Here is a 20,278-nt window from a genome sequence, read left to right as displayed (position 1 = left end):
TATTCAGTATTCTACCAATCTATATCATAGACGAACATTCTTGACAGAAAGTTACATTATTTTTTCCGTAATGTGGTTGACTTCGAGTGAAAGAGTTGTTTGTGATATTATGTTTATTTCTCCTTGTGTTTTGATATATGGCATGGTACAATAATTCTGTTGTGTGGAATACGGCGGTCCTCTATGGATAATGAAGGAGACAGGGTGTTCTCCGGAAGAAGTATGAACGCCTGTACGGAAGGAGGGAGTCATAGATGAATATCGTTCAAGCGATTACTCAAGAACAACTTCGCAAAGATATTCCGAGTTTTCGTCCTGGTGACACTTTGAAAGTGCACGTTAAGGTTATCGAGGGAACTCGTGAGCGTATCCAATTGTTCGAAGGTGTTGTGATCAAGCGCCGTGGTGGTGGAATCAGTGAGACTTTTACAGTTCGTAAAATTTCTTACGGTGTAGGTGTGGAAAGAACTTTCCCGCTTCATTCCCCTAAAATCGATAAAATCGATGTGGCTCGCCGTGGTAAAGTGCGTCGTGCGAAGCTTTATTATCTTCGTGAACTACGCGGTAAAGCAGCGAGAATTAAAGAAATTCGTTAATATAACGGATACCGGAGAGGGCTTGGAGACAAGCCCTTTTCGTTTTTGTCCGGGAAAAGTTGAACCGGAGGTACACTTCCGAGTAAAATGGTATGGCGGCACACGCGTGAGAGTCCGGGAGGCTTGTGTAATCAGTTAGAGCATATGTAATATGCGGATCATTTGTAATGGAATGAAATGCTCGTGTAGAAGTACATAACTGATTTGAGAATTTTGCATGAATTCAATGAAATGAATGATGTGAAAAGCTGGATGTGTAAACTGCTATAACATGTACCGTGAAGAGAGGAAGATCAATAATGGAACAGGACGTTCAACAGCAGGACAATTCTGCCGAAGAGAAGGGCAGTCGATCCAAAAAAGCCAAAAATGAGATTGTCGAATGGCTCAAAGCGATTGTGATCGCATTGGTGCTCGTTATTTTAATTCGATGGTTATTATTCAAACCGTTTGTCGTGGACGGACCTTCCATGCAGCCGAATTTCCATACAGGTGAACGTGTCATTGTAAATGAAATCCTGTACGATATCCGGGAACCGCAGCGCGGAGAGGTTATCGTATTCCATGTCCCTTCTGAAGGACGTGATTTCATCAAACGTGTCATTGCTGTAGCGGGTGATACTGTGCAGGTGAGTGGGGATACGGTTATGGTAAACGGGGAGAAAGTGAATGAGACGTACATTCAGGGAGCGATTGACGCAGCCGAAGCGAATGGCGGAACCTATAATGTGAAGGACTTCCCGAATGAGCAATTCCCGGATGGCAAGGTACCGGAAGGCCATGTATTTGTAATGGGCGACAATCGTCCGAACAGTACGGATAGCCGAATGATTGGATACGTGTCTCTAGAAGATATCGTAGGACGTGCAGATGTTATTTTCTGGCCGATCGGTGATATCAAGTGGATTAACCACTAATCAAGTTCAGGGTATATAAGCTAAATATATCGTTTACTCCATACCAGAGAGGGCAAAATAAGAATGGGGATACCCGTGACCGGAAACGTGTTTTGCCAATGAAGGGGCCGAGTGAATTGTAGCTTAGCTTATATATCATTAAATAATGAGGTGAAGACAAGGTGACGATACAATGGTTTCCAGGTCACATGACCCGGGCCAGACGCCAGATTCAGGATAAGTTAAAGCTGATTGACGTGGTCATCGAACTGCTGGATGCCCGTCTGCCTGTCTCCAGCCGAAATCCGATGATTGATGAAATTTTACAGGGTAAGCCTCGCATGATTTTGTTAAACAAGTCTGATCTTGCGGATGCCAAGGTGACACAGGAATGGATTGCCCATTTCAAAAATGAAGGAATTACTGCGTTCCCTGTGGATGCATCCACAGGTACCAATGTAAAAGACATTCCGGCACAGGCCCGGTTGCTGCTCAAAGAGAAAATTGACCGTCAGCTGGCGAAGGGTATTAACCCGCGTGCAGTCCGTGCACTCATTGTAGGTATTCCCAACGTAGGGAAATCCACATTGATTAACCGACTTGCTGGACGGAATATTGCAGCGACGGGAGATCGTCCTGGTGTAACGAAGGGTCAACAATGGATTAAAGTAGGCAAAGAGATGGAACTGCTCGATACGCCAGGTATTTTGTGGCCCAAATTCGAGGACCAGAACGTAGGTTATCGGCTTGCGGTCACAGGAGCCATCAAGGAGGAGATCCTCAATGCCGAGGATATTGCCTTCTTTGCAATCAGTTACCTGATGCGTTACTACTGGGATGCTCTGGAGGAACGCTACGAGCTTCAGGAGTTCTCCAAGGATGCAGATGATTCGGATAGCGTTATAGCCATCATGGAACAGGTTGGTCGTAAACGGGGCTGTATTGTTAGCGGTGGACGTGTGGACCTGGAAAAAGCATCGCGTGCTTTTCTGCGTGAATTGCGTGCAGGCAAGATGGGACGCTTCTCTATGGAAGCTCCATATTAAAACGAATTTTCATTTTGCAATATTGAGCCGAAAGAAGCGGCCGTTACCGGATTACCGGGAGCGGTCGCTTTTTTCATTTTTATAAAAAATAAGGAGCTTATGATAGAGCAGCGATTATAAAAGCAGGAATGAAAGATGACCACAAATAGGAAAGGATGAGATTGTCTTGTGTATATATCTGAGGTGTAAAAATCGTGCTATGATGAGAGTTCAAGCAATTCGCCTGGTTGATCACAAGATATCTTCAATTTAAATCTTCAGATACCGATAAATGAAGAAACCAACTTATTATCATATATGCATATCAAGGTGCTAATGAAGACGAAGTAATTTTTACTAATCTGAAAAACAAAGAGCTAGAATCTGCGTCTATAACAGAGTACCACGTTCAGGGTGTGATCAAGAGAGTAAGTGAATTACTTGGACTGAACATATTAGGATCAAAAAATTGGGGGCTTCCCGAACCGGGCATAGGGAAAAGAGACATTGATGACTTATAGAGAGAAACATGTTAAAGCTTGGTGGGTAGAGGAGATGAAAGCAATGACTGAACATAATGAAATAAATGAACTGATACCAGTGGAACCTTCTGAATCCAAGAAGAAAAAAGCAGAGGTTGAACCCCGTGATCTGCTGATTCATGAGAGGGAGTATTGGGAGAGTGGTTTTGAGCGAATTGCAGGAATTGATGAGGTGGGCCGGGGATGTCTATTCGGAGATGTAGTGGCCGCTGCTGTCATATTGCCTCGTGATCTGATACTGGAAGGTGTCAATGATTCCAAAAAACTAACAGAGAAGAAGCGTGAAGCTCTGTATGACGTTATTATGGAAAAGGCTTTGTCCGTAGGTGTTGGTTTTGCGGATGCAGAAACGATTGATCGTCTCAATATTAAACAGGCCACCAGACTTGCAATGAAGCGTGCCGTGGAGGCCTTGGACGGTCCACCTGACTATCTATTGGTTGATGCCGAAAAAGTGGACGTAAATGTACCTCAGATCTCCATTATCAAAGGGGATGCCAACAGCCAGTCCATCGCAGCAGCATCCATCATTGCGAAGGTAACCCGCGATCGGCTCTGCAAGGAGGAATGGGAGACATTATATCCAGAGTATGGTCTGTCGATACATAAGGGATATGCAACTAAGTTTCATCGCGAACAGATCATGGCTCTTGGCGCCACCCCGATGCACAGGCGGAGTTTTCTCGGCAATCTGCTCGGCGAGCAGCATACTTTATTTTAACCAAGATGTAAAGGAAGGAGGGAGAGAACCGTGAATATTAGCTCGATGATTCGTGGTCTCCTGGGAGACAGCAAGCCGGGGAATGCCAAGCCGCTTGAGCTTAAGGAGGGTCAGGTTGTACGTGGATCTGTCGTAAGTGTCTCAGAGGATGGTGGAGATGCTGTTCTGCAAATTCAGGGCGTACAGGTACGTGCCAAGCTCGAGACACCCCTTCGCCCAGGGGAAACCACACTACTTCAAGTGCAGCCGCCTGGAGAGAATGGCATGACCGTCATGAAGCCGCTAGCTGGCACGTTGTCTGAATTGCCCCAAGCATCTTTGAACAATCTGCTTCAAGAGGTAGGTTTGCCGGATACCAAGGGGAATCGGGAACTGCTGCTCGCCATGCAGCGCAGCGGGTTACCGTTTACGAAGGATAATGTTGCCATGGTTCAAAGTATGATGACTGTCAAACCAGCTCAAGTACCTGTGGAAGAGTGGGTGCAGGCAACGGGTATTGCATTTCAGCGTGGTCTGCCGATTACGGCGGAAACGGTAAAAGGATTGCATCAGACGGTATTTGGTCCACCCCTTCATCAGCTGCTAAATGGGTTAACGGAGCAGCTGGAAACATTTCTTACTCAGAGTGCGGGCAAAACCGCGGTGACGGGTGAACAGGCAGGTACATCCAAGCTGCCAGCGTCGGGTGGTTTGCCTGTAACGGTAGCCGGCGGGCAGCAGACAGATGCTCCCGAAACGCTGCCTGCTGGAGGACGTCAGATAGGAACATCTGGCCAAACGGCATCACTGCTGCAGGGTCCTACAACAACGCCGGCAGGAGCCGGAACAGGACCTGTTCCGATGTCAAACAGCGGCGCAGCGGCAGACGTGCGCGGTGGTGTGCAAACCAGCTCAGGCACAGGGCTTCCTGAGGCTGGGACAAAATCTGGAAACGGACAAGCGGAAACGGCCGGAAAAGCTGGGCAAGGCATTCAGGCAGGGACGGGAATCCCTGGAGAGAGCCAGCGTGCCACGGAAGCGGGCCGCCCGGGTATACCTGGGGCGGCAGCGGATGTAGCAGCTGGACGAGGGATTGCCGGCCAGCAGGAAGGTAGCGCGGCTGGGCGACCAGATGGCCGTGCGGAGACGCCAGCAGCTGCGAGTGCTTCGCCCGCTGCAGCGCAGACCGGGGCAGCAGCACCAACGGCGGCGCAACTGGCGCCGAAGCTGCTGGCCCTGCTGGACGCGCTGCGCAGCGCGTCCGCTGCCGCACCAGCACAGGCCGCCCCTGCACCTGCGGGCGGCCAGGCTGCTGCGGCTGCCGGAGGCGTGCCGCAGCCTGTACCAGCCGGCGCTGATGCGCAGCCGGCTGGGGGGAGTGCGGCAGCACCTGCGGGCGCTGCCGCACAGCACGCGCCTGTCACCCACGAGGGGGACCCGTGGGTGGGGCGCGTGCTGAAGCTGCTCGGTGCGGAGCACGAGCAGCAGGCAGTGCACGGCGCGGCTGCACAGCCGCGCGTGGGTGAGGCGGCGAGTCCAGGCACCGCGGACTCGCTGAAGGGCTTGCTGCTGCAGCTCGCCAGCAGCGACAGTGCCCCGGCGGCCCTGAAGGAAGCCGCCGGGCAGGCTGTGCAATATCTGACGGGTCAGCAGTTGCTGCTGACAACGGACCGGGGCTCTACCTTTGCCCAAATGCACTGGTTCATCCCGATTACCGGACCCAATGGAGAAGAAACGGCTTCGGTACAGATCCAATCCCGGCGGGGCCCGCGCGGTGAACTGGATGCATCCAATTGCAGATTGTGGTTTGATCTGGACATGAAAAGTCTCGGACCAACACTGGTAGATGTGCATGTCGTCAACAATATTGTCAGCCTTCGGGTTCTCAATGATCGGGAGGGCATGGGTCCGCTTCTGGATAGCGGACGGGAAGTGATTCAAGAGGCGCTGGACAAGCTGGGCTATCAATTACTAACCTTTAAGACAGAGCCCTGGCCAGTTGGCCAGGAACCGGGTGCTGAGCGTAAAATAAATGCGTCCGACTACAGCCCTGATCGTTACAAAGGGGTGGATATGCGAGTATGAAAGATGAGCCGCAGCCAGATCTTCTTTCCAAAAAGGCTGTTGCCTTAAAATATGTACCCGGCGAAAGTGAAGCGCCGGTCGTTGTAGCCAAAGGCCGTGGCAAAGTCGCGGAAGCAATCCTTGATAAAGCTAAGGAAAACGGAGTTCCTGTTCAGGAGGATGCTGCACTGGTGGAGGTTTTGTCCAAGCTTGACTTGGACGAGCAAATTCCGGCAGAGCTCTATCAACTGGTGGCTGAGGTGTTAACCTATATTTACCGAGCAGACCGCCTCGCTTCCGGAAGTGAGGGAGAGGATACATGGTGAGCCATTCACCTGGACCTAGACATAACTCTACTCCCAAACTTACGCGTCAGCAAAAAGGCAAGATAGGCGAAGAAGCGGCTTGCAGGTGGCTGCGTGAGCAAGGTTATTTAATTATGGAACAAAACTGGCGTTGCCGCCGTGGTGAGATTGATATTATCGCTGCACATGGTGATTTGCTTGTCTTTGTTGAGGTACGAAGCAGAAGTGGAGCCGGAAAGTATGGTACACCACAGGAATCGGTAGATATTCGTAAGATGCAGCAGGTTCGTTCCACGGCAGCCGTATATCTTCAACAATTAAGAGAGAAAGAATTGCAAATTCGTTTTGATGTGGTTGCTGTAATTTTAGATGCGGCAGGTCAGATTGTAACTATTGAGCACATTGAAAATGCGTTCTGAACTGATGAACTAAACCACTTTAAACATGGTGTTTTCTAAAATGAAAGAATTCCCTTGTGAATTCAAATTTTAGAGACACCTTTTTTGTGTGAAAAATAGTCAACACTAATTCCATGGGCATTCTTTGAAACTGAAGAACGGTTCGTTGTATAATCAAGAATGTAACCAAGCGTATTGATTTTATTTATTATAAAGTCCGTTAGCAGCGCTATTGGAATTTGCTGTGATGGAGAATTTTCCATAGGAGGTAAGTTCAGTGACCAAATCTACAAATATTGGTACAGTCAATGATGTAAGAAGTGCCATTCAGAACCGGCGTACCGTCAAAAAGTTTAAAAAAGATGCTGTGCCTACAGAACAGATTATCGAGCTGTTAGATACGGCAGTCTGGGCACCAAACCATAAATTGCGTGAGCCGTGGAGATTTTTGTTGTTTACCGGAGACGGGCGGAAGAAGCTTGCAGAAGCGATTGAGGCAGAGATGGGCGAAGATAACAAATTCTCAGCCAATGTTATGCAGGTACCGTCGATCATGCTTGTGGTCCTGGAAGAGGATCCAAGACAAAATATATGGGATGAGGATTTTGCTGCAGTAAGTGCACTGGTGCAGAACTTTATGCTGGCTGCATGGAGTGAAGATATTGGAACCTTTTGGGTAACCAAGCCTTTCCTGTATGCACCGAAATTCCGCAAACCACTGGGGATTGAGGCTGGTGAAAAAATTGTCGGCATGGTCTACATGGGTTATCCGGAGGTTATCCCTTCTGCGAAAGAACGCACACCGGCCAAAGATAAACTTACCCTTTTTGATTAAGTAAGCAGCATGCCTGTCCGTATCTTAACCAATGAACCGTTCAAGGTCTCCTTTTCAATGAAATGAAGGAGATGACCTGAACGGTTTTTTTAGTGATCGTCATTAAAGTGAATTTATATGTTATGAGCTGGGGCTATTAAGGTTCTAAAACAAATTTAGATCCAATTGCCGATACTGAATTGCCTCAGCCACATGAGCCGTTAAAATTTCGCCGTCATGATCCAGATCAGCAATCGTCTGCGCCATCTTGATAATGCGATCGTGAGCACGCATGCTTAAGTTAAGGGCTTGCAGTGTGTGCTGGAGCAGATGGTCTGCTTCCGAGGGAAGACGTGCAGTTCGGCGGAGCAGTCTTCCGGATAACTGACTATTCCAACGCACAGAGCTGCTCGCATAGCGCTTTGCCTGGATATGATGAGCATGGACAACTTTGGCTTGCATCTCGGCAGAAGTCGGGGAAGGTGCTGCCTTCCGCCATTCGCCAGGTGGAGGAACCTCGACCTGCAGATCTATCCGATCCAGCAAAGGACCCGAGATTTTGGCCCGATAAGCTGCAACGCGGGAAGGGCTGCATATACAGCGCTGATCCTCAGATTGAGCGGACAAATACCCGCACGGGCAGGGATTCATGGAGCATGCAAGCATAAACTGTGCAGGAAACGTAAAAGCAGCTCTTGCCCGGCTTATGGTGACCGTATGATCCTCCAGCGGCTGACGTAAAACTTCAAGCACTTGACGATGAAACTCAGGAAGCTCATCAAGGAACAGTATACCGCGGTGTGCAAGGCTGACTTCACCCGGCTTCGGAATACCGCTGCCACCAATTAGGCCGGAGGTAGATATCGTATGATGTGGTGACCGGAAGGGGCGTTCCGTAACCAAACCGTTTGACGTTTCTTTCAGTTTCCCAGCAGCACTTAGCACTTTGGTGACTTCCAGTGATTCTTCCTCGGATAACGGAGGGAGAATGGTGGGCAGACGTTTGATAAGCATCGTTTTGCCAGTCCCGGGAGGTCCCACTAGCAGTATATTATGCATCCCGGCTGCAGCAATCATCAGCGCGCGCTTCACATGATGTTGGCCGAGAACGTCACTGTAGTCATCGCTTAACGAAGCCGTAATCTGAGTCTTGGCGTTGGGGCTGGAGAGACCCTGTTCATATGCAGCGGGTTTAATAAGGTGAGCGAAGTTATTCAAAACAACCGTTCCCGCTTTAGACAAGACCCCATCTTTCGTCTGGGAATCAGGCTTATCTGGCGCGATGTCTCTTAAATGGCCGATTCCATATACGTTAATACCGCTAATTAACGAAGCTTCTGCCAGATTATCAACGGGGAGGAGAACGGAAGTGAAGCCTTGACGCTTAGCCAGATCCACCATGGCAAGTACACCTGGTACGGATCGAACCGAGCCATCCAATGCGAGTTCGCCGAGCAAAAGTGTTCTTTCCTGGGACGGCAGCACGAGCTGCCCACTAGTCATTAGCAAAGCTACGGCAATGGCAAGATCAAATGAAGAGCCTTCTTTACGCAGGTCAGCAGGGGCAAGATTAATCGTAATTCGTTGTAATGGATATTGATAACCGCAATTTTTGACAGCAGCACGAACACGCTCAACCGCTTCACGAATGGCCGAATCCGGCAAGCCAATAATGGAAGTCTGGGGCAATCCATTGGACAAATCCGTTTCCACTTCGATTAATACCCCGTCAATTCCATATAAACATGCACTATACAATTTTCCGTACATAATAAAAAGAAACACCTCACTTCGTCCTTGGCTGCGCATAATGCGGGCCAGTGTGCGAATCAAGGTGCTTCCTCAGCTTCTAATAAGCATTGTATATAAAAGAAATCAGGGCGTCAACCTGTCTTCATCATCGCTGTAATTCTAACCCTGAATTCTGAATTTTTATCAATCCACTCTCGTGGATATCATCAGAAAATCATTGTCTGAATAGGTATATCGTTAAGGATACTAACCATCTCAAAGTAGAGGAAATGAAACAGTTTTACAAATTTAATTAAAGTACGTTTAGTTCGACATCAATGTTGCCGCGTGTTGCACGGGAGTATGGGCATGCTTGATGAGCCGCTTCTACCAGCTTCTCTGCGGTCGCCTTGTCTACGCCTTTTGCAAGAACGTCGAGTGTTGCCGCGATGCCGAAGCCACCATCTTCCACTTTTCCGAAATGAACTGTAGCTGTGACTTCAGTACCTTCTAACTTAATTTTTTGCATGCGAGCAACCATATTTAGTGCACTATCAAAACAAGCTGCATAACCTGCTGCAAACAATTGCTCTGGGTTGGTACCTTCTCCACCTGCACCGCCCATTTCTTTCGGTGTGCGTACATCTAAACGAAGTTCCGGACTGGAGGATTCTACATAACCGTTACGTCCGCCAACTGCTTTTACCGTAGTTTCATACATTTTTTGTTGAATAGTCATCATGTCAACTCGCCCCTTTATGTCTGCGATTATATTTTACACAATTTAATTTAACACAATAAAATAGAAATGTAAAATCCCTTGTGCTCAATTATTCTGTTTTTTTTCTAATTTGTGATAATATATATAGAGAGAGTTTTCAGTATGTGCAGATAAGCATGCAAAAGACAGGCTTAACACAGCGCTTTCTATAAGAAATTAAATGTACAATAGGCAGGTGGGATTAATATTATGCAAACGGATGCTTTGAAGTTGGATAACCAATTATGCTTTGCCATATATGCTTGTTCACGTGAAATCACGAAGATGTACCAGCCATATCTCGAGGTGCTGGGTGTCACCTACTCGCAGTATTTGGTCATGATGGTATTGTGGGAGCGAGAGGAATGCACGGTTAAAGAAATCGGAGAGGCACTCTACTTGGATTCGGGAACGTTGACACCGCTATTAAAACGCCTGCAATCTGCCGGACTCATTCATCGTGAACGTTCAGCACAGGATGAGCGCAAAGTGCTTATTACGTTAACTGATTCAGGTAAGGAGCTTCGCAATAAGGCTCTGTCCATTCCGGATTCTATTCAGGGGGATGCTTGCCTGAGCAGTACGGAATTTGAATCGTTGCTTGGTCAGTTTAAAGGACTGCTTCAGAAGGTACATGAAACGAATATGAAAGAAGCTAGAAAATAACCTGGAAATAATCTTGATATAACGAAAAGGAGAAACCTTAGACATATTAGTCTGAGGTTTTTTTCCATTAATATCCAAGCATTCACAATATGGGATGATATCCATATCAAAAAGCTGTCTATTAACCATTACTTTTTTAAGGAAAGCGTTTTAAAAACGTGTTACAATGAATTGGGTTTAAGTGAAAATAGTCAACAATTGTCTTTTGGTAGTCAACCAACCCGCCTTGTTGCAGTCATGTTGATAGGAGGATTCGAGAATGAATATCCATGAATATCAAGGAAAAGAAGTACTGAAACAGTATGGAGTTGCCGTTCCTAATGGGAAGGTTGCTTATACAGTCGATGAAGCGGTTGCGGCCGCAGAGGCACTGGGCAGTCCGGTGACTGTAGTCAAAGCGCAAATTCACGCAGGAGGCCGGGGAAAAGCCGGCGGCGTAAAGGTAGCGAAGAGCGCAGACGAAGTTAGAGCGTATGCTTCCGAAATTTTGGGGAAAGTACTGGTGACACACCAGACTGGACCTGAAGGCAAGGAAGTAAAACGTCTTTTGATCGAAGAGGGCTGCGATATCCGCAAAGAGTACTATGTGGGTGTTGTTGTTGACCGTGCAACGGGCCGTGTCGTGATGATGGCATCCGAAGAAGGCGGTACGGAGATCGAAGAAGTGGCTGAAGCTACTCCTGAGAAAATTTTCAAAGAAGTTATTGACCCTGCTATTGGATTACAAGTGTTCCAAGCACGTAAATTGGCCTACAGCATTAATATTCCAAATGAATTGGTGAACAAAGCAGTCAAATTCATGCTTGCATTGTACACTGCATTTGTGGAAAAAGATTGCTCCATTGCTGAGATCAACCCTCTTGTTGTTACTGGAGATGGAAACGTTATCGCGCTGGACGCGAAACTGAATTTTGATTCCAACGCATTGTTCCGTCACAAGGATATTTTGGAACTGCGCGACTTGGATGAAGAAGACGAAAAAGAAATCGAGGCTTCCAAATACGACCTCAGCTACATAGCACTTGATGGCAACATCGGCTGTATGGTTAACGGTGCGGGACTTGCGATGGCTACGATGGATATCATCAAATACTACGGCGGAGACCCTGCCAACTTCCTTGATGTTGGGGGCGGTGCAACAACGGAGAAAGTGACAGAAGCTTTCAAAATCATTTTGTCTGACGCTAAAGTGGCGGGCATCTTCGTTAATATTTTCGGCGGAATCATGCGCTGTGATGTCATTGCAAATGGTGTGGTTGAAGCAGCGAAGCAGCTTGGCCTCACAAAACCGCTGGTTGTTCGTCTTGAAGGAACGAATGTGGAGCTTGGCAAACAGATTTTGGGTGAATCCGGCCTGAATATCGTACCTGCTGATTCCATGGCCGACGGTGCACAAAAAATCGTTGCCCTCGTAAAATAAGTTCATTCCTGGGCCATTTATATCAATCCAAAGAGCGGTTCGCAATCTTCATGAATTGGATCGGAATGCTTCAGTCCGTCTAATTCATGTTCCCGCTAGCGATGGAATCGAATGATATAAATTGCTTTCTTAGTGCCGGAGCTGTCCGGAACTTGAAAAATAACCGTAAGGATGTGAAGCAACGTGAGTATTTTGATCGATAAAAATACAAAAGTCATTACGCAAGGCATTACGGGTTCAACGGGAATGTTCCACACGAAGGGCGCATTGGATTACGGAACCCAGATGGTAGGCGGTGTAACACCAGGCAAAGGTGGGACCAATGTTGATATCACGCTGGAAGATGGCAAAGTCGTTAGTCTTCCGGTATTCAATACGGTACAAGAAGCGAAGGAAGCTACAGGTGCAACAGCGAGTGTTATCTATGTGCCACCAGCATTCGCAGCGGATTCCATCATGGAAGCTGTTGACGCAGAGCTTGATCTTGTAATCTGTATTACAGAAGGTATCCCTGTCCTTGATATGGTGAAGGTAGACCGTTTCATGGAAGGCAAAAAGACTGTATTGATCGGACCGAACTGTCCTGGTGTTATTACACCGGGTGAATGTAAAATCGGGATCATGCCTGGCTATATCCATATGGCTGGACATGTTGGCGTCGTTTCCCGTAGCGGAACGCTCACCTATGAAGCTGTTCATCAATTGACTACACGTGGAATTGGACAGTCTTCAGCGGTAGGAATCGGGGGAGACCCGGTTAAAGGTTCCGAATTCATTGATATCCTCAAACGTTTCAATGAAGATCCTCAGACTCATGCTGTCATCATGATCGGGGAGATCGGTGGTACAGCAGAGGAAGACGCTGCAGAGTGGGTACGCGATAATATGACCAAACCGGTTGTTGGATTTATCGGTGGCGTTACTGCGCCTCCAGGCAAACGGATGGGTCATGCTGGTGCCATTATCTCAGGAGGTAAAGGTACAGCCAAGGAAAAAATCGCGAAGCTTGAATCCTGCGGTATCAAAGTTGCTCCAACGCCTGCCGAGATGGGCTCCACTCTGGTAAGCGTGCTAGAAGAGCGCGGGATTTTAAATTTGTGCACGACACATTAATTCTTTTCCATTATAATAGTAGAAACGGTGCGGAGATGTTATTACTCTCGTAACCGACTATTGTGATACGGAAAAGGTAAGCAACCTTTTGTCCTCATACAGGGCGAAGGGTTGCTTTTTTGCGTTGAATTACTTGCCAAATGAGGGAGCTGAATTGCTCTTTGTAAAGTAAACGCTTGCATTCTGTCGTCACAACCTACACAATATGAGGGAAGTGTTCTTCCCGCTCGGGAGGCTTATAGCATGGAGAAAAGCTTGATTCTGTTTGGTTTGCATGAAATGGATGGTGTTGGGAAGAAAACGATCTCGAAATTAATGACAGGGGGGCTCAACCTTCCAGATTTGCTTCATTATGAAGAAGGAGATTGGGTTCAAGCCGGGTTACGTAAAGATCAGGCCGCGAGGCTTGTGAAAACTTTCGATGCAGACTGGATTGAGCATAGGCGTGAAGCGGTTTATAAACAAGGAATTCAGGTTATTACCTATCTGGATGAAGATTACCCCATATTAATGAAGGAAACCGTTCAGGCACCTTGGGTTATGTATGGCCGTGGGGACATGAGTTTGTTACATACAAAGGCGATTGCCATGGTAGGAACCCGAATGCCAACAGTGTATGGGCGCAAAGTAGGCGAGAAGCTAACGGCAGAATTTTGTCATGCAGGGTTGACCATAGTAAGTGGACTTGCCCGAGGGATTGATAGCACCTGTCATGAGGCCGCTCTTCGCGCAAAAGGTAAAACCATTGCCGTTTTTGGCACAGGAATTGATAAGATCTATCCACCTGAGAACAAAAAACTAGCTGAGCAAATTGCTGAAACAGGTCTATTACTGTCGGAATATCCACCAGGCACACGTGCTCATCAAGGATTATTTCCGGAACGTAATCGAATTATTGCTGGTTTGACACTTGGAACGCTGGTTGTAGAAGCGGATATCCGAAGCGGCTCTCTTATTACTGCAGATGCTGCGCTGGAGGCAGGGAGAGATGTATTTGCTGTTCCGGGCCCCATTACATCACCCAAGAGTCGGGGGTCACATAATCTGATTCGTCAGGGGGCAAAATTGGTCACTTGCGCGGATGATCTGCTTGAAGAGTACCGAATGGACTTGCCAAATCCCGAACAACTTCCTTACAATAGAGGACGTTCCCCAGAAAAGGGAGAAGGTAATCATACGGATATGTTTCCTGAAGTGATTCTCTCATCTGATGAGAGAAGGATCATCTCCTTGCTGGAGCAGGACGAAAGATCTTTGGATCAACTTGTAGAGCAGCTCGGTTGGGATTTTGGACATTTGCATTCAGTTCTGTTATCTTTAATCATAAAAAAACAGATTAGCCAATTACCTGGAACCAAATATGCAAGGGTATGACAATGCTGTGACCACGCGGCATGTGAAAATAGATTATTAACGGAAGTTATTTAATTGCTGACAAGGATGAAAAGGAACAAGCAGTTTCATGACTGAGAGGAGGATGAACCTATGGCGGATTCACTCGTAATCGTGGAGTCGCCCTCAAAGGCGAAGACAATCGGCAAATATTTAGGCAGCAAGTTCATCGTGAAGGCTTCGATGGGACATGTGCGCGATTTGCCGAAAAGTCAGATCGGCGTTGAGGTGGAGAATGATTTTAATCCGAAATATATTACGATCCGCGGCAAAGGTTCGATTTTGAAAGAACTGAAGGATGCACGAAAGAAAGTGAAAAAAGTGTACCTCGCAGCTGACCCGGATCGCGAAGGCGAGGCTATTGCATGGCACTTGGCTCATGCACTTGAACTGGATGACACGGAGGATTGCCGAGTTGTCTTCAACGAAATTACGAAGCAGGCAGTCAAGGATGCGTTCAAAACACCCCGCAAGATTAACATGGACTTGGTTAATGCACAGCAGGCCAGACGAATTCTGGATCGGCTTGTCGGATATAAAATCAGTCCTCTATTATGGAAGAAAGTCAAAAAAGGATTGTCTGCTGGACGTGTTCAGTCGGTGGCAGTCAAAATCATTTTGGATCGCGAAAATGAAATCGATGACTTTGTTCCAGAAGAGTACTGGAGCATTACGGCGAAGCTGACTGCAGACGGCAATCCGTTTGAAGCGAAGTTCCATCAATTGAACGGTGCAAAAACCGAACTGGGAAGCGAAGCCGAAGTACAAGCTATTTTGAAACAAATTGAGAATGCGGATTTTACCGTCAAAGAAGTGAAAGAGAAAGAACGCAGCCGGAATCCATCCGCTCCGTTTACGACAAGTTCTTTGCAGCAGGAGGCTGCACGGAAATTGAATTTCAGGGCTTCCAAAACGATGTCGGTTGCACAACAGCTCTATGAGGGCGTAGACCTCGGAAAAGAAGGCACAGTGGGTCTCATTACGTATATGCGTACAGACTCCACCCGGATTGCGGCATCCGCTCAGGAAGAAGCCAAAGAATATATTGTTGGCAAGTACGGTGAAGCTTTTGCACCTGAGACGCCAAGAAACTATTCCAAGAAGGCTGCCAATGCGCAGGATGCTCACGAAGCTATTCGTCCAACATCCATTTTGCGTGATCCGGATTCCATCAAATCATTTATGAGCCGTGATCAGTTCAGGCTGTATAAACTGGTATGGGAGCGCTTCGTGGCTAGCCAGATGTCTTCTGCTGTCCTCGATACACTCTCTGTGGATATCGCAGCTGGAGATACCATTTTCCGTGCAGCAGGCTCCAAGGTTCGCTTTCAGGGCTTCATGAAGGTTTATGTGGAAGGTAACGATGATGGTACTACGGAAGAAGATCGTTTGCTGCCTCCACTAAAAAATGGAGATCGGTTAGAGAAGCAGGAGATTGAACCGAAACAGCACTTCACTCAACCGCCGCCCCGGTATACGGAAGCAAGACTTGTACGTACGCTGGAAGAGCTGGGCATAGGGCGTCCAAGTACATATGCACCAACCCTGGAAACCATTCAGAAGCGTGGATATGTGGCAATTGAAGAGAAGAAATTCATGCCTACCGAGCTTGGAGAACTGGTCATCGAGCAGATGGAGGAGTTTTTCCCTGAAATTCTGAATGTAGAGTTCACTGCCAATATGGAAGGTGATCTTGACCATGTGGAAGAAGGCTCGGAAGACTGGGTCAAGGTACTTGCGGAATTTTATGAATCATTCGAGAAAAGACTCGAATTCGCAGAAGAAGAAATGAAAGAGATTGAGATTGAAGATGAAGTCTCGGACGAAATCTGCGAGAAATGCGGCAAGCCGCTTGTGTACAAATTGGGTCGGTTCGGCAAGTTTCTTGCGTGCTCCGGATTCCCGGATTGCCGGAATACCAAACCGATCATTAAGGATATTGGCGTAACTTGTCCGAAATGCAAGGAAGGACATGTGGTTGAACGTCGTAGCAAGAAAGGACGTATCTTCTATGGCTGCGACAAGTATCCAGAGTGTGATTTCGTATCCTGGGATAAACCGTCGGCCAAACCTTGTCCAAGTTGTGGTTCCCTCATGGTTGAGAAACGAAACAAGCAGGGAACGCGTTTGCAATGTACATCCTGTGATCATCAGGAACCGGTCGAGGAGCCGGAAGAAGAAACAGCGGATTAGCATATATGGGGGTAAATGATTTTGACGAATGAACAAGTAGTAACAGTAATTGGAGCCGGGCTGGCAGGAACGGAAGCAGCTTGGCAAATTGCAAGTCGCGGTGTGCGAGTAAAACTATACGAGATGAGACCGGTTGTAAAAACACCGGCTCATCATACCGATAAATTTGCAGAGCTGGTGTGCAGCAATTCGCTGCGTGCCAACGGTTTGACCAATGCAGTTGGTGTGCTGAAAGAAGAAATGAGAATGCTGAACTCCCTGGTACTGGGTGCAGCCGATCGAAATGCAGTTCCAGCAGGAGGGGCACTTGCTGTTGACCGCGATGGATTCTCAGGAGAAATTACTTCCACGCTTCATCAGCATCCACTCATCGAGGTGGTTAACGAAGAACTGACCTCCTTGCCAGAGGATGGTATCGTTGTTGTTGCAACCGGTCCACTGACTTCACCAGCATTATCCGAACAAATCAAGGCGCTGATGGGAGAGGAATACTTCTATTTCTACGACGCAGCTGCTCCGATCATTGAAAAAGACTCCATTGACATGAACAAGGTGTACCTTGCTTCCCGTTATGATAAAGGGGAGGCGGCTTACCTAAACTGTCCGATGACAGAAGAAGAGTTTGATATCTTCTATGATGCTCTGATTACGGCAGAGGTTGCCCAATTAAAAGAGTTTGAAAAGGAAATTTACTTCGAAGGCTGCATGCCGATTGAAGTCATGATGAAGCGAGGAAAACAAACGGCTCTGTTTGGTCCGATGAAACCTGTTGGTCTCATTAACCCGCATACAGGGGAGTTGCCACACGCCGTGGTACAGCTTAGACAGGATAACGCAGCAGGAACCCTGTATAACCTGGTTGGATTCCAGACACATCTGAAATGGGGAGAGCAGAAACGGGTATTCTCGCTAATCCCTGGACTGGAAAATGCAGAGTTTGTACGTTATGGTGTTATGCACCGCAATACCTTCATTAATTCTCCCAAACTGCTGCGTCCAACGTATCAGTTCAAGGAACGTCCAAATCTGTTCTTTGCAGGACAAATGACAGGTGTGGAAGGGTATGTTGAATCTGCTGCCTCAGGTCTGATTGCGGGTATGAATGCAGCCAAAGCGGCACTTGGACAGGAACTTGTAGTGTTGCCAGTAGAGACAACACTTGGCAGTATGGCACAGTATATTACTACGGCTGACTTCAAACACTTCCAACCGATGAATGCTAACTTCGGCTTGCTGCCGAAACTGGAAACAAAGATCCGTAACAAAAAAGAAAAAAATGAAGCTCTTGCACAGCGCGCATTGGATGGTATTGCCCGTTTTGCAGCTGCAGAAGGTCTAACTGTTCCGGGACGCGTATAAATTAGTTTCGTGGGAGGAGGCTGAATCATGGATATGTCATTTCATGCTACAACGATCTGTGCAGTTCGTCATAATGGCAAGGCAGCGATTGCCGGAGATGGTCAGGTGACCATGGGGCAAAGCGTTGTGATGAAAAATACGGCCAAAAAAGTAAGACGTCTATACCGCGGACAGGTTGTAGCTGGTTTTGCCGGTTCAGTAGCGGATGCCATTACACTATTCGAAAAGTTTGAGGGTAAGCTGGAGGAGCATCATGGCAATCTGCAGCGTGCTGCAGTGGAGCTTGCCAAGGACTGGCGGCAGGATCGCATTTTGCGCAAGCTTGAAGCACTTCTTATCGTTATGGATAAGACAGGAATGCTGCTTATCTCTGGCGGAGGCGAAATCATTGAGCCGGATGACGATGTCATTGCGATCGGTTCTGGTGGGAACTTTGCCCTGTCTGCTGCTCGTGCATTAAAACGTCATGCAACAAACCTGGAAGCCAAGGACATTGCTCGTGAGTCATTGCAGGTTGCTGCAGAATTATGTGTGTATACCAACAATAATATCATTGTAGAAGAACTGTAAGATAACCCCGCAAACTGAAACATAGAGCATGGCCGTCAGGGCTATTCCTATCAATTTGCGGGGTTATCCCTAATTTTGATAACATAATTCTATGCAGGATTTTAAGTAGACTGGTAGGAGGGAAGCGAAATGCAAACACAAGCGTTAACACCAAGACAAATCGTTGCAGAGCTTGATAAGTATATTGTAGGTCAGAAACAGGCCAAAAAATCGGTGGCGGTTGCCTTGCGCAATCGATATCGCCGCAGCCTTTTGCCAGAACATACGCAGGATGATATTGTCCCTAAAAACATATTGATGATTGGACCGACAGGTGTTGGTAAAACGGAAATTGCCCGCCGTCTGGCTAAACTGGTGGGTGCCCCTTTTGTAAAGGTGGAGGCAACGAAATTCACGGAAGTGGGTTATGTTGGTCGTGATGTGGAATCCATGATCCGTGACCTGATTGAAACGTCCATGCGGATGGTTAAGCTGGAACGGACCGAAAAGGTAAAAGACAAGGCTGAAGAAGCTGCCAATGAACGTATCGTACATATTCTGGCTCCTTCCCAATCCAAGTCCAAAAATCAACGTAACCCGTTTGAAATGATATTCGGCAATAATGGAAACAATACGCCCGAGCAGGAAGAACCGGAGCCGGACACCAATGTCGCAGAGCGGCGTCGCAAGATCAAATTCGACTTGTTATCCGGTAAATTGGAAGAAGACATTATCGAGATTGATGTTGAGGATACAGCTCCGAATATGATGGATATGTTTGCAGGGCAGGGAAATGACCAGATGGGCATGAATATGCAGGAGATGTTTGGAAGCCTGCTGCCGCGACGCACCAAAAAACGCAAGCTGGCGATCAAAGAAGCTCGTAAAGTCCTGATCCAGGAAGAAGCTAGCAAGCTGATCGATATGGATGACGTTACGCAAGAGTCCATTCGCAGAGCCGAACAGACGGGTATCATTTTTATTGACGAAATCGACAAGGTGGCAAGCCAGGGACGTGGCAGCGGCCCGGATGTATCTCGTGAAGGGGTGCAGCGGGACATTTTGCCTATCGTGGAAGGTTCTACAGTGATGACCAAGTACGGACCTGTCAAAACCGATTATATTCTGTTTATGGCGGCTGGAGCGTTCCATGTGGCCAAACCTTCGGATCTGATCCCCGAGCTGCAAGGACGTTTCCCAATTCGGGTTGAGTTGAATAGCCTATCTCTGGAGGAGTTCGTATCTATCTTGACAGAACCTCAGAATGCGTTGACTAAACAATATGTCGATTTGCTGCGGACTGAAAATATTGAAATCGAATTCTCGGATGAGGCCATTCGTGAGATTGCCAAGCTTGCTGAATCCGTAAACCAAAATACGGAGAATATTGGCGCTAGGCGTCTGCATACTATTCTTGAGAAACTCCTTGAGGATTTGTCCTATGAGGCACCTGAGCTCACGCTGGAGCGAATGGTGATTACTCCGGAGTATGTGCGCGAGAAACTGAACGATATTGCTCAGGATCGTGACCTGAGTCAATATATTTTGTAATAAGACTTTTCACAGTAATCAGAAGAACTTTATGATATTGAAGTTTAAGGGTGGTATTCACTGTTTAATAGAAATAAGATGAACTACTGTTGAAGGAATAATCCTGATCGGTTGGTGATTGCTTATCTTTATGGCAGATGAATGCTGCCTTTTTTTGTTCCCGACTAATGGATTTCTATAGAAAAGCCGATAAAAAGATTGAAG

18 protein-coding genes are annotated in these 20,278 nt (G+C 47.3%); 16 read left to right on the top strand and 2 right to left on the bottom strand.

Annotation, left to right across the window (positions count from 1 at the left end):
• The first annotated feature begins 254 nt into the window (after positions 1-254).
• The 8 genes from rplS to CHI14_RS07650 all read left to right on the top strand — a co-directional run bounded on the left by rplS (position 255) and on the right by CHI14_RS07650 (position 7,361).
• Complete coding sequence (gene rplS / locus CHI14_RS07685; RefSeq protein ID WP_018883527.1) at positions 255-596, top strand: 50S ribosomal protein L19; 342 nt, start codon at positions 255-257, stop codon at positions 594-596.
• A gap of 299 nt (positions 597-895) precedes the next feature.
• Positions 896-1,513, top strand: a complete 618-nt coding sequence (lepB, locus tag CHI14_RS07680; RefSeq protein WP_095287851.1) for a signal peptidase I — start codon at positions 896-898, stop codon at positions 1,511-1,513.
• A gap of 161 nt (positions 1,514-1,674) precedes the next feature.
• Positions 1,675-2,538 carry a ribosome biogenesis GTPase YlqF gene (gene ylqF / locus CHI14_RS07675; RefSeq protein WP_095287850.1) on the top strand — a complete coding sequence of 288 codons (864 nt, stop codon included), beginning with the start codon at positions 1,675-1,677 and terminating at the stop codon, positions 2,536-2,538.
• 543 nt (positions 2,539-3,081) lie between these two features.
• On the top strand, positions 3,082-3,780 hold the full coding sequence (locus CHI14_RS07670) for a ribonuclease HII (RefSeq protein ID WP_095287849.1): 699 nt from the start codon (positions 3,082-3,084) through the stop codon (positions 3,778-3,780).
• A gap of 30 nt (positions 3,781-3,810) precedes the next feature.
• Positions 3,811-5,844, top strand: coding sequence for a hypothetical protein (locus tag CHI14_RS07665; RefSeq protein WP_095287848.1), 2,034 nt, complete (start codon positions 3,811-3,813; stop codon positions 5,842-5,844).
• Positions 5,841-6,149: an EscU/YscU/HrcU family type III secretion system export apparatus switch protein gene (locus CHI14_RS07660; protein ID WP_095287847.1), complete on the top strand. Its 309-nt coding sequence runs from the start codon at positions 5,841-5,843 to the stop codon at positions 6,147-6,149. Before CHI14_RS07665 ends, CHI14_RS07660 begins: the two co-directional genes overlap by 4 nt.
• The gene (locus CHI14_RS07655; RefSeq protein ID WP_249281041.1) at positions 6,146-6,547 is read left to right on the top strand and encodes a YraN family protein; all 402 of its coding nucleotides are present in this window, start codon (positions 6,146-6,148) and stop codon (positions 6,545-6,547) included. Before CHI14_RS07660 ends, CHI14_RS07655 begins: the two co-directional genes overlap by 4 nt.
• Positions 6,548-6,803: 256 nt before the next feature.
• Positions 6,804-7,361: a nitroreductase family protein gene (locus tag CHI14_RS07650; protein WP_249281040.1), complete on the top strand. Its 558-nt coding sequence runs from the start codon at positions 6,804-6,806 to the stop codon at positions 7,359-7,361.
• Between the two features lie 144 nt (positions 7,362-7,505).
• Here CHI14_RS07650 and CHI14_RS07645 read toward each other — a convergent pair whose 3' ends face one another.
• Positions 7,506-9,110 carry a YifB family Mg chelatase-like AAA ATPase gene (locus CHI14_RS07645; RefSeq protein ID WP_095287978.1) on the bottom strand — a complete coding sequence of 535 codons (1,605 nt, stop codon included), beginning with the start codon at positions 9,108-9,110 and terminating at the stop codon, positions 7,506-7,508.
• A gap of 274 nt (positions 9,111-9,384) precedes the next feature.
• Complete coding sequence (locus CHI14_RS07640) at positions 9,385-9,813, bottom strand: organic hydroperoxide resistance protein (protein ID WP_095287845.1); 429 nt, start codon at positions 9,811-9,813, stop codon at positions 9,385-9,387.
• Positions 9,814-10,041: 228 nt separating this feature from the next.
• Here CHI14_RS07640 and CHI14_RS07635 point away from each other — a divergent pair, with 228 nt between their 5' ends.
• The 8 genes from CHI14_RS07635 (at position 10,042) to hslU (ending at position 20,074) form a co-directional block, all read left to right on the top strand.
• Complete coding sequence (locus CHI14_RS07635) at positions 10,042-10,497, top strand: MarR family winged helix-turn-helix transcriptional regulator (RefSeq protein WP_095287844.1); 456 nt, start codon at positions 10,042-10,044, stop codon at positions 10,495-10,497.
• Positions 10,498-10,756: 259 nt separating this feature from the next.
• On the top strand, positions 10,757-11,917 hold the full coding sequence (sucC, locus tag CHI14_RS07630) for an ADP-forming succinate--CoA ligase subunit beta (RefSeq protein WP_095287843.1): 1,161 nt from the start codon (positions 10,757-10,759) through the stop codon (positions 11,915-11,917).
• A gap of 183 nt (positions 11,918-12,100) precedes the next feature.
• A complete protein-coding gene (sucD, locus tag CHI14_RS07625; protein WP_095287842.1) occupies positions 12,101-13,030 on the top strand; it encodes a succinate--CoA ligase subunit alpha in 930 nt (309 codons plus the stop codon).
• Positions 13,031-13,273: 243 nt separating this feature from the next.
• On the top strand, positions 13,274-14,404 hold the full coding sequence (gene dprA, locus CHI14_RS07620) for a DNA-processing protein DprA (RefSeq protein WP_095287841.1): 1,131 nt from the start codon (positions 13,274-13,276) through the stop codon (positions 14,402-14,404).
• A 111-nt stretch (positions 14,405-14,515) separates the two neighbouring features.
• Positions 14,516-16,615 carry a type I DNA topoisomerase gene (topA, locus tag CHI14_RS07615; RefSeq protein WP_095287840.1) on the top strand — a complete coding sequence of 700 codons (2,100 nt, stop codon included), beginning with the start codon at positions 14,516-14,518 and terminating at the stop codon, positions 16,613-16,615.
• A gap of 15 nt (positions 16,616-16,630) precedes the next feature.
• The gene (gene trmFO / locus CHI14_RS07610) at positions 16,631-17,974 is read left to right on the top strand and encodes an FADH(2)-oxidizing methylenetetrahydrofolate--tRNA-(uracil(54)-C(5))-methyltransferase TrmFO (RefSeq protein WP_371859911.1); all 1,344 of its coding nucleotides are present in this window, start codon (positions 16,631-16,633) and stop codon (positions 17,972-17,974) included.
• Positions 17,975-18,001: 27 nt separating this feature from the next.
• Entirely contained in the window at positions 18,002-18,544 is a 543-nt protein-coding gene (hslV, locus tag CHI14_RS07605) for an ATP-dependent protease subunit HslV (protein WP_095287838.1), read from the top strand.
• 129 nt (positions 18,545-18,673) lie between these two features.
• Positions 18,674-20,074, top strand: coding sequence for an ATP-dependent protease ATPase subunit HslU (hslU, locus tag CHI14_RS07600; RefSeq protein WP_095287837.1), 1,401 nt, complete (start codon positions 18,674-18,676; stop codon positions 20,072-20,074).
• The last annotated feature ends 204 nt before the right edge of the window (positions 20,075-20,278 follow it).

Source organism: Paenibacillus sp. 7516 (assembly GCF_002272715.1).
GTDB classification, from domain to species: domain Bacteria; phylum Bacillota; class Bacilli; order Paenibacillales; family Paenibacillaceae; genus Paenibacillus; species Paenibacillus illinoisensis_A.
Note: the sequence above shows the minus strand (reverse complement) of the source record. Positions and strands in the feature narration are given on the sequence as shown.